The organism is Streptomyces sp. NPDC040405, from assembly GCF_055595765.1.
Map to the genome: position 1 here is coordinate 94,809 of NZ_JBVIVI010000019.1, position 8,601 is coordinate 103,409.

The 8,601-nt window shown below is 69.5% G+C and carries 11 protein-coding genes; all 11 read right to left on the reverse strand.

Annotated features, from left to right (window positions below; translation table 11 throughout):
* Positions 1 to 24 precede the first annotated feature (24 nt).
* Complete coding sequence (locus ACZ59A_RS41760) at positions 25 to 492, reverse strand: DUF6197 family protein (RefSeq protein WP_470970287.1); 468 nt, start codon at positions 490 to 492, stop codon at positions 25 to 27.
* A gap of 68 nt (positions 493 to 560) precedes the next feature.
* A complete protein-coding gene (locus tag ACZ59A_RS41765) occupies positions 561 to 1,493 on the reverse strand; it encodes a hypothetical protein (RefSeq protein ID WP_470970289.1) in 933 nt (310 codons plus the stop codon).
* A gap of 78 nt (positions 1,494 to 1,571) precedes the next feature.
* Positions 1,572 to 2,345, reverse strand: coding sequence for a hypothetical protein (locus ACZ59A_RS41770; protein ID WP_470970291.1), 774 nt, complete (start codon positions 2,343 to 2,345; stop codon positions 1,572 to 1,574).
* A gap of 80 nt (positions 2,346 to 2,425) precedes the next feature.
* Entirely contained in the window at positions 2,426 to 2,821 is a 396-nt protein-coding gene (locus ACZ59A_RS41775; RefSeq protein ID WP_470970294.1) for a hypothetical protein, read from the reverse strand.
* Between the two features lie 55 nt (positions 2,822 to 2,876).
* On the reverse strand, positions 2,877 to 3,014 hold the full coding sequence (locus tag ACZ59A_RS41780; RefSeq protein ID WP_470970296.1) for a hypothetical protein: 138 nt from the start codon (positions 3,012 to 3,014) through the stop codon (positions 2,877 to 2,879).
* 175 nt (positions 3,015 to 3,189) lie between these two features.
* Entirely contained in the window at positions 3,190 to 3,330 is a 141-nt protein-coding gene (locus ACZ59A_RS41785) for a hypothetical protein (protein ID WP_470970298.1), read from the reverse strand.
* 139 nt (positions 3,331 to 3,469) lie between these two features.
* Complete coding sequence (locus ACZ59A_RS41790) at positions 3,470 to 4,306, reverse strand: YgjP-like metallopeptidase domain-containing protein (protein WP_470970301.1); 837 nt, start codon at positions 4,304 to 4,306, stop codon at positions 3,470 to 3,472.
* 178 nt (positions 4,307 to 4,484) lie between these two features.
* Complete coding sequence (locus tag ACZ59A_RS41795; protein ID WP_470970303.1) at positions 4,485 to 6,359, reverse strand: DUF3560 domain-containing protein; 1,875 nt, start codon at positions 6,357 to 6,359, stop codon at positions 4,485 to 4,487.
* Positions 6,360 to 6,555: 196 nt separating this feature from the next.
* Entirely contained in the window at positions 6,556 to 6,987 is a 432-nt protein-coding gene (locus tag ACZ59A_RS41800; protein ID WP_470970306.1) for a hypothetical protein, read from the reverse strand.
* A 172-nt stretch (positions 6,988 to 7,159) separates the two neighbouring features.
* Complete coding sequence (locus ACZ59A_RS41805) at positions 7,160 to 7,396, reverse strand: hypothetical protein (protein WP_470970308.1); 237 nt, start codon at positions 7,394 to 7,396, stop codon at positions 7,160 to 7,162.
* Between the two features lie 116 nt (positions 7,397 to 7,512).
* Positions 7,513 to 8,088 carry a hypothetical protein gene (locus tag ACZ59A_RS41810; protein WP_470970311.1) on the reverse strand — a complete coding sequence of 192 codons (576 nt, stop codon included), beginning with the start codon at positions 8,086 to 8,088 and terminating at the stop codon, positions 7,513 to 7,515.
* Between the last annotated feature and the right edge of the window lie 513 nt (positions 8,089 to 8,601).

The window sequence follows — 8,601 nt, forward strand, 5'->3', positions numbered from 1 at the left end:
CTGCTTTTCTTTGCTTCTCCTCGGCTACCCACCCCCCCCCGGGGCGGGGGTCAGGAAAGTCTGGTGGGGGGTGTGGGCAACCGTGCGGCCGGCGCGGAGCGCGCCCGCCGCGTCTTGGGCGGTGCGGCCGGGTGCGAGGGTCCACAGGTGGACGACCGCCTTGTGGTGCATCGCCGGTGTCCGGCCGGGCGGGACGTTTACGGAAGTGCCCGCCAGGTGCTCGGCGAGGATGCGGTACGCCTCGTCGAGCACGGCGCCGATCGCTTTCAGGTCGTATGTGCGGTCGGGGGCCATGCGGTCTCGGCCGGCGGCGATGTCGAGCGCGCCGCCGACGGAGCATCGGCGGTGGGTGAGGCGGCCGGGGCCGCTGAAGAGGCTGTGGCGGCTCTGGTAGATCCCGACGTGTTCGATGTGGGCTGCGGCCCACTCCAGCAGGGCGCCGGGGGTGGTCGGGACCAGGACGCTGCCGGGCGTGTAGCGGATGCCGGTCACGGCGGTCCTCCTGGTTCGGGTTTCGAGCGGGCCCGGGGGCGGCGGTGCCATCCGCCGCCCCCGAGGGGTCAGGTGTTCAGGACGTGGGGGGTGGAGATCGTGCGGCCGCTGGGGAGTCGCACGCCGCCTTTACATGCGGTGGAGCCGTCGAGCGCGGTCGGGGTCTCGGACAGCGGGGAGGTGTAGAGCGCGTCACGGCAGTGGCCGCAGTAGCCGCGCAGATTCAGTTCCTCGACGTCGTCACCTCCGCTCACGTGGTCCAGGTGAGCGAGAAGAAACAGCAGGTCCTGGGGGGCTTGGGTGATGAGCGTGGCGTTGGCCCAGGTGGCGGCGATGTCCTCTGTGGGGGTCTCGGTGTCCTGGCCGTCGTGGTTGACGGTGCTCTCGGCCACCGTGATGCCATCGGCATCACGGACGACGAAATCGGTGTGCACGCCCGCCGGGTCGTCGCTGGCGACGATGCCGCCGCCGCCGTTGAACACGTACTCCTCCACGTCCCAGGGCCTGCGGCTGGAGGCGACCAGGCGCTTGCGGATGTCGGCGACGCGTGCCGAGTCGTGGATCTCGGCGGGAAGCTGGGCGGCCTTGGAGAGGTCGAGCCGGTAGCCGATCGCCTGGCCGATGAGCTCCTCTTCTTCTTCGCACAGGGAGCCCCAGACGTCACGCGTGCTGTCGTCCAGCTGCTTCACCCACCCGATCAGGTCGCTGACTTCGAGGATCCTGCTGGGGTCGAGCATCTTGATGCGGCGCTTCTCGCCGCTGGTGGTCCAGTAGGTGCAGTCGGTCCTCAGCGCCTCGCCGGGGTGCCGGATCAGGCGGAGGTGCGCGGCGTCGAAGGGCGCAGCCGGGTCGCGGCCGGTGAGGATGTCTCGGACGGACGCGGAGATGTGCGCGCACGCGACGCGGGCCAGTCGTTCCTGGGCGCGCTGGATCCGCTTGTGGGCGCCGTCGAGAGCGATGGCCAGGTTGCCGTCGTCGACGGTGTAGGGAGGGGTGGTCACGGGTTCCTTCCGGTGTGGTGTCGGGTTTCGAGTGGGGGCCGGGGGCGGCGGTGCCATCCGCCGCCCCAGCCGGTGAGGTCAGATCAGGTACAGGGCGTCACTTACAGCGGTGCGGCGCTGTGGGTCGGTCGACAGCGGCAGGTCGTGCACCTGGTCGCCGGTCTTGTAGCTGGTGACGATCAGTCGTCCCACCGGGGCGCCGTTCAGGTCGGGCGGGGTGACTTCGAACTGGTAGGTGTCCGATCCGATGCTGCGCAACCAGGTGTGCCGCTCGCGGCCCGGGGTGCGGGCTCCGATGACGAACAGGCCGTAGTCGTATGCGGCCATCGTCAGGGCCGTACGGGCCAGGTCACGGGTGTGATAGGCGATGGCGCGCCGGGCGGCGGTGGAGAAGGCTTCCATGCGCCGCGTCACTTCGCGCGGGCCGGTCTCCTGGTACAGGAAGCCGGACACGGCGCGGAGCATGTCGGTTCCGGCCAGCATGGCGCGGTCCCAAGCCCGGTAGTACGCGCTGTCGGTGTTCCAGGCTCCGCCGCCTGCGTAGCACAGGCCGAGTGCGTTGATGACGGCCAGCATGGCGGTGTGGCTGTGTATGGGGGTACGGGGCCCGTCAATGATCATGGCGGTCGCCTCGGTCTCCAGGTTCTGCACGGAGCGGAAGAGCTCGTGTTCACGGGCGTTGCCGATCATCTCCAGTGCGAGGCGGACGGCCTGATCGGTGCCGTCGGTGACCTCGGTCAGAGGCAGGTCTGCCAGCGCTGCATCGAGTTGGTCGAGCGTGTCTGTGGTGGTGTCGGCGACGACGTCACGATGTGCGGCGTGCACGGCGGAGATCAGCGGGAAGTGGGACACAGAGGTTCTCCTTGATGCGGTGTCGGGTTTCGAGTGGGGCCGGGGCGGCGGTGCCATCCGCCGCCCCGGGCTGGGACGGGTCAGTTCGCGGCCGGGGCGTGCCCTGTGAACGCGCTGATGAATGCGGTGACGGCGGTGTCCAGTGCCTGTGTGGTAACGCCGTTGATGAGGTCGCTCGCGTTGTACTCATCGAGGTGGTCGAGCGGGAGGCGCCGGGCGCCTCCAATGCCGGTAGTGACCTTGAGTTCCCTGAAGGAGAGCAGGGTCGTGGCGAGTTCGCCTACGGCTGGGTTGATGGCGGTGAGGTTCAGACCCTCGTAGCGGCCATGGTGGATCGTGGGGGCGAGGGAGATGGTGAAGACCAGTCCGCCGATGCGGGCGATCTCCTTGGTTCCCACGACGGTGGCGGTGCGCTCGGCTCGTCGGAGCAGGTGGAACACGTCGAGTACGAAGCGGTGGGAAACGGGCTGGCTCATGGGGTTCTCCAGTTCGGCGGTCAGCGAGTGGTCCGGGGCAACGGTCTGCGGCGGGTCAGGCGGACGCGGGGGCGTGGTGGCCTGTGCACTCGGGGTCGGTCATGGCGTGCTCGGCGGTCCAGTCGTCGGCGGCGTCCGGGGCGTCTGCGGCCCGGAAGACTCTGGCGAGGGCATCGACCTCGGTACAGCTCAAGACCTCGACCACTCCCATAGCGAGGTCTGTGCTGGCCCACGTGGCCGCGAGATGGGTGATGGCAGCAAGCGGGTCGATGTCGGCGGGGGCGTGCTCACGGTGGCCTGCCTCCGATTCGTGATGGAGGTAGAGGGGGCCCGGGACGGCGCGGTGGGCCGTCCCGGGGTGGGGCTGATCAGTCCTTGGAGCGCGCCTTGCGGACGACGGCGGCCGGGTCGGGGCCGAGGAAGCGCACCAGGTTGATCACGAGGTCGGCGATGTGCTGCGCGATGCCGGTGGAACGGGTGGTGGCCGTCTGCTCGGTTGAGGTGGGCACGGATTACCTCCGGTCGGGTCGGGTTTCGAGTGGTGCCGGTCGGGGTGCCACCCCCTTCCGGACAAGAATAATAATACCACCTTTAAGCCTTAAGTGGAAGGGGGTGCGATCGACCCCCTTCCATGGACACCCCAGGGAGCTAGGGACGAGCGGGGGCCTGGACGTCACCCATCCACACGGCGAGACCCTCTTTGTTGCATGCGCGCTGCGTCTGGCGGGCGCCGGGCTCGGCGCGCTCGAACATGCGCCAGAACTCGGGTCCGTGCGGCTTTCCGCCGGGCCGCAGTGCGTGGACGAATTCGTGGGTGAGGACGTGCCGGACGAGGGCGGGCCGGAGCTGGAAGGTCTGCCAGGCGATGCGCACGGTGTCCTCGGCCGGATCGGCATATCCGTTGTAGACGCCCCAACGGGTACGGCCGATGTTGCCCGCGCGAACGGCGGGCATGGGGCGGCGGGGACCTGCCATACGCAGCCACAGGGGCTGCGCCTGGCGTTCGAGCCACGCGTTGCCTTCGCGGATGTACCAGTCGATGAGCGGCTTCGCTCCGCGGCGCAGGGCGGCGGCGCGGTCGAGTTCGAACCACCGGCCGCACCAGGTGCCGCGTTCGCTGGTCTTGCCGTGGTCGTCTACGTGGCGCACCGTTTCGGCCGGGTTGTCGACCAGGCGCAGGCGGTTGGACTTGCCCAGCCACACGAAGCCGGAGCCGCCGACGAGTTGCTTGGCGGGGCGCTCGGGGACGTTCTGCTTGGCCTTGAGGAGCAGGGCCCCGATCCGGTGGCGGTTGTCGGCGAGCACGGTCACGACGTCTTCGGGCGTACGGGTGACCGGGACGTGCACAGTGATGCCGCTGTCGCCGGGGCCGACGCTCATGCCGATGGTCTTGCGGCGGGTGCTGATCTTGACGGTGGCGACGCGAGGGCCGATGTGCGGGTGGGCGTCGAGGGCAACCCTGACGGCTTCGACAGTGGCGGTCATTGAGGCGTGATCCTCCGGGAGTTCGGGTTTCGAGTGGCGCTGGCCGGGGTGCCACCCCCTTCCAACGCATTCAATATTACCAGCTTAGGCGCAGATCCCCAAAGGCGCGCGGCCTCGGAAGCCGGGTGGAGCACCGGGGATCGGCCGCCGAGATCGGCGGCCGATCCCCGGCTGGTTCCTACTCCGCAGCGGCGGCCGCAGCCGGGACGGGGGCCCACTCGCGATACGGGGTGACGCCCAGGTCTTCGAGGACCGCGTCAAGGCTTCCGTTGTCCGCGACCCATTCCCAGTCGGCCCCTTCGGTGCCGGGGCGATCGGACCACGTGAGCATGTACGAGCGGCCCGACGTGCGGGAGTCGCCGCAGACCGCTTGCGCCTCGCGGCGGGTCATCGCCCACAGGGCACGCTTCCGGGCCCGGCGGGTGTTCTTCGAAACGATGAACACCATCGCCTGCGCCTCTTGCCATCCCTGCCCTTCCGCGGCGGGGCTCGGCGCGGCGGTCGGCGTCGCCTTCGGGTTGTGGTGGCAGTGGGCGCAGTAGCGCGCCGCAGCGTCCCACTTGCTGGAGTGGCACATGGGGCACGTCTCGGCGGCCGGGGCCTGCTCCTCGATGACGGGCGCCGGTGACGGCTGCTCGTCGACACTCACCGGGGGTTCCTCCGACGGCTTCGGCCGGATGGACCGGACGTAACCGCTGCGGTCCCGGGACACTGCCCAGTCGTCCGTGCCGAACACGTAGCCCTGCTCCCCGATGATCCTCGCGATCTCGGCCCGGAGGGGCCGGGACCAGACCGCCCGGTGAAACTTCTCCCCTGCCGGGGGCGTGATCTTCACGGGCTCGAAGTCCTTGTGGGGACGGCTGCCCCCGTTGAGCCACGTCATCGTTGACTCGTCCCCGCCGAAGGGGCAGGCGACGAAGATCCGCTTCGGGACCTTCGGGTCGGTGCGCTTCTTCGGCGCCCTCTTCTTCGCTGCCTTCTGGGCCTCGCGGATCGAGCTGGCAGGAGCCGCCTCCGAGGCCGCGCGGGCCGACTTGGTGCCGGGCACCGTCCCCCCGGCGAGGGAGGCGCACATCGCCTCTTCAGGGCACCGGCCTTGCACTCGGGTGTAGTCCGCGGTGTGCGTCCCGACCCGGCCGCCGTCGAACGTGGCGTCCTCCAGGGTCATGACCTGCTTGGGGGCCAGCCGCAGGTTCCACGCGATTGACAGGGTCTTGGGGTTGACTCGGGCCACCTGGTACCAGGAATGGCTGTAGAGCACGAAATCCCCGGGTGCGAAGTCGTCGGGGCTCCAAATCTTCACGCCCTCCTCCTTCGCCTTCTGGACAATCCCCTCCCAGTGCTCGATCTCCTCCTTGTAGTCCCGGATCAACCGGGCGTGCCGGTCGGCCGAGCCGTAGCCCTTCTCCACGGCCTCCGCGTAGTGCCGCTCCTGTTTCCGCAGTTCGGCGCCCAGGCGCTCCAGCCGCCGCAGGGTGCGGTGCGGGTCCTTGCGGTGCTTCGCGTAGTTCTCGGATGCCGTAGCCCGGTTGCCCCAGTACCCCGCGCGGTCGCGGTCCTTGAACGACTTCCGCATATTCGTGTCGATCCGCTCAGCATCCCGTTCCGCTCGCCGCTGGCTGTGGTGACCGAGCAGGATCGGCTGCCCGAACTCGAAGCGCTTCGAAATCTGGTCGGCGGCCGCCCGCCGGGCGTCAGCCGAGGCGGCGGCCTGGCCCGCACGGTCGCCGAACCGGTCGGCCCGGTCCTTCGCCCGGCCCTCGCGGTCGGCCTCGATCTCCGAGAAGGACCGGCGCTTTTCCTCGTTGATCTCGATCGTCACCTCGTGGCCGACCCCGCGCAGGGCTTCGGCCGCGCGGTTGATCCGCCACCTGTTGGCCTCCTTGTTCCGCGAGTGCTTGAGGAAGAGGCCGGTCACGTTCCGCGAGAACCAGAAGCCGTGACCGCGCACGATCTCGAAAACTCCGTCCCCCTTCTGGGAGCCGCTGAGAATCGTTCCGTCGGCGCGGGTGTGGGTGATGGTGATGATGCCCTTCGCAGGGGTTTCGGTCACGGGGTGATGCCTTTCGTTCGTACGGGTTTCGAGTGGTGGCGCTGACCGGGATGCCACTCCCTTTCAGCAGTTTCAATATTACCAGTCTTAGGCCGCATTGCCTAGGAGAATGGGGCCCTGAACAGGGGTTTTAGCTGTGGCTGTTGCTCGGGGAGCGGAGTTCCGCCGTCGGTCCCGGGAACGGGAGAGGCCGGAGTCAGAACAGGGCCGACTGTCCAGCGTCCTCGGCGTCCTGCTCGCTCTGCTGGCGGCGCAACTGGGCGACGAGCGGGGCCTGGCGTGCGGCCACGGCCCGCTTGCGCGCCTGGAGCTCCTCGCCGGTGGCCCATCGGACCAGTAGTTCGTGGTCGCCTAGCTCGGGGGCGTCGTCGGTGACGGTGTACCGGATGTACGGCTGCTGAAGCCGGTGGCGGATCTCGGCCCGGGTCATGATCCAGTCCGGCCCGTAGGCGCCGGCCACGGTCAGCAGGAGGCCGTCATTGGCGCGGTAGCTGCGGACGGAGAACCCGTCATGTTCGAACCGGTCGGGCCGGTCTTGCTTCTGTTCGGCTTCGGTGAGGTGGAGATTGTCGATGCCGCCCTGGACCAGGTGGTGGGCGACGGTGTGCGGGCGGGTGACGCGCGGCATCGCGTTCCTTTCGGTGAAGCGGTGGGGGCGGCGCCAGGCCGCCGCCCCCACCGGGTGGATCGGACCGTCAGCCCTTGCGCTGGGGCAGGAGGGTCTTCATGGCCTCGGGTTTCGAGTGAGGCCGGGACGGCGATGCCATCCGCCGTCCCGGCGGTCGGGGCGAGCCTGCGGCTCAGGGGATGCGATCGCGCTTTTCCCGCCGGATCTCCCGCAGCGCGCCAATGGCCGGGCCGGGCTGGGTGGCTGCGAGTGCGGCAAAAAGGAGGACCTCGCGCCAGAGGGTTCCGATCCACCGTCCGGGGTGGATACGGATCTGCTCGTCGGCCCAGTCGCCGAGCAGGAGCCAGGGACGGACGCGGCCGAGGGTGTACCCCAGCGCGAGAGCCGCGGTGATCGCGAGAACGGTCAAGACCTTCGCTTCCGGTCGGTGGGTTTCGAGTGGGGCCGGGACGGCGGTGCCACCCGCCGCCCGGCCGGGCGGATCAGTGTCCGCACGCCAGGGGGTGCCCGGGGCGCCGGGCGGGGTCACGGCAGCAGGAGCTGGTCGGTGGGCTCGTCCGGGGCGAGCTGGCGGTTCGGGAGGATCAGGCAGCACGAGCCCGCGAGAACGTTTCCGCGTAGCGTCTTGGCGCTCACGTCACCTGCCATGTGGGGCTCGGCGCTTCCGCCGGTGTAGACGGTCCCGTTTTCGAGCAGGACCGGAGAGTGTGTGACCCAGTGCTGCCCGTCGGTGACCCACCGCCGGTAGGCCGTGCGCAGGGAGGCGGGGCCTGCGGTACGCACCTCCCAGACTTCCGCTTCGACGTTGAAGTAGGTACACCTCTCGGTCTTGGTCACGCGCAGGGCATCCTGGGTGGGCACCGGCGGCAGCTCAGCCAGCTCGATGCGGGCGGCGTACCCGGATGGCCAGTGCGTGAGGGGCTTGCCGACCACCTGGGACGCGAGGACGTCGGCGAACGTTCGGGCGTGGGCCTCGCTCGCGCGGCCGGTGTCGCGGAGCGACTGGGCGGCCAGGGCGGCCGCCTTGCCGGGTGTGGGGAGCGTCTTGGAGACGGGTCGTTCGGTGCCGTCAGGGAAGATGTGCACCAGCTTGAGCTTCACAGGTTCCTCCAGAGGGTTCGGGTTTCGAGTGAGGGCCGGGGCGGCGGTGCCATCCGCCGCCCCGGGGCTGGCTTCTACCAGCCGGGCGGTACTGGGTCCTCGTAGGGCGAGGGGGCTTCGATCTCGCGGGTGTATCCGCTGTCGAGCTCCTCGTCGTAGTTCACGCAGTCGGTATCGCAGGACTCCCCTTCGTCTGCGCCGCATTCGTAGCAGGGGTCTTCGAGCTCGGTGTATGCCGCCGTCGGGCCACCTTTCAGCCGGGTTTCGAGTGGGCCGCCGGCCGGAGCACCACCCCCTTCCGGCAGAGACAATATTACTAGTTCAAAGCCTTATCACCAAGCATGGTGGCGGGCTTGACCAGGGCCTTTCCGGGTGTCCATGACCCTCGTGGGGGGGGGGGGGGGGGGGGGCCCCCCCCCCCCCCCCCCCCCCCCCCCCCATAGGAGAGGGGGAGGGGTCATCCCCCCCCCCAAAAACCAGAAGGAACCGCCCCCCCGAAAGCACGAAAGGAGA

Coding starts and splice junctions, on each gene's coding strand:
- ACZ59A_RS41775 (WP_470970294.1), bottom strand. CDS start 2,821: ATGAGCCAGCCCGTTTCCCACCGCTTCGTACTCGACGTGTTCCACCTG.
- ACZ59A_RS41790 (WP_470970301.1), bottom strand. CDS start 4,306: ATGACCGCCACTGTCGAAGCCGTCAGGGTTGCCCTCGACGCCCACCCG.
- ACZ59A_RS41800 (WP_470970306.1), bottom strand. CDS start 6,987: ATGCCGCGCGTCACCCGCCCGCACACCGTCGCCCACCACCTGGTCCAG.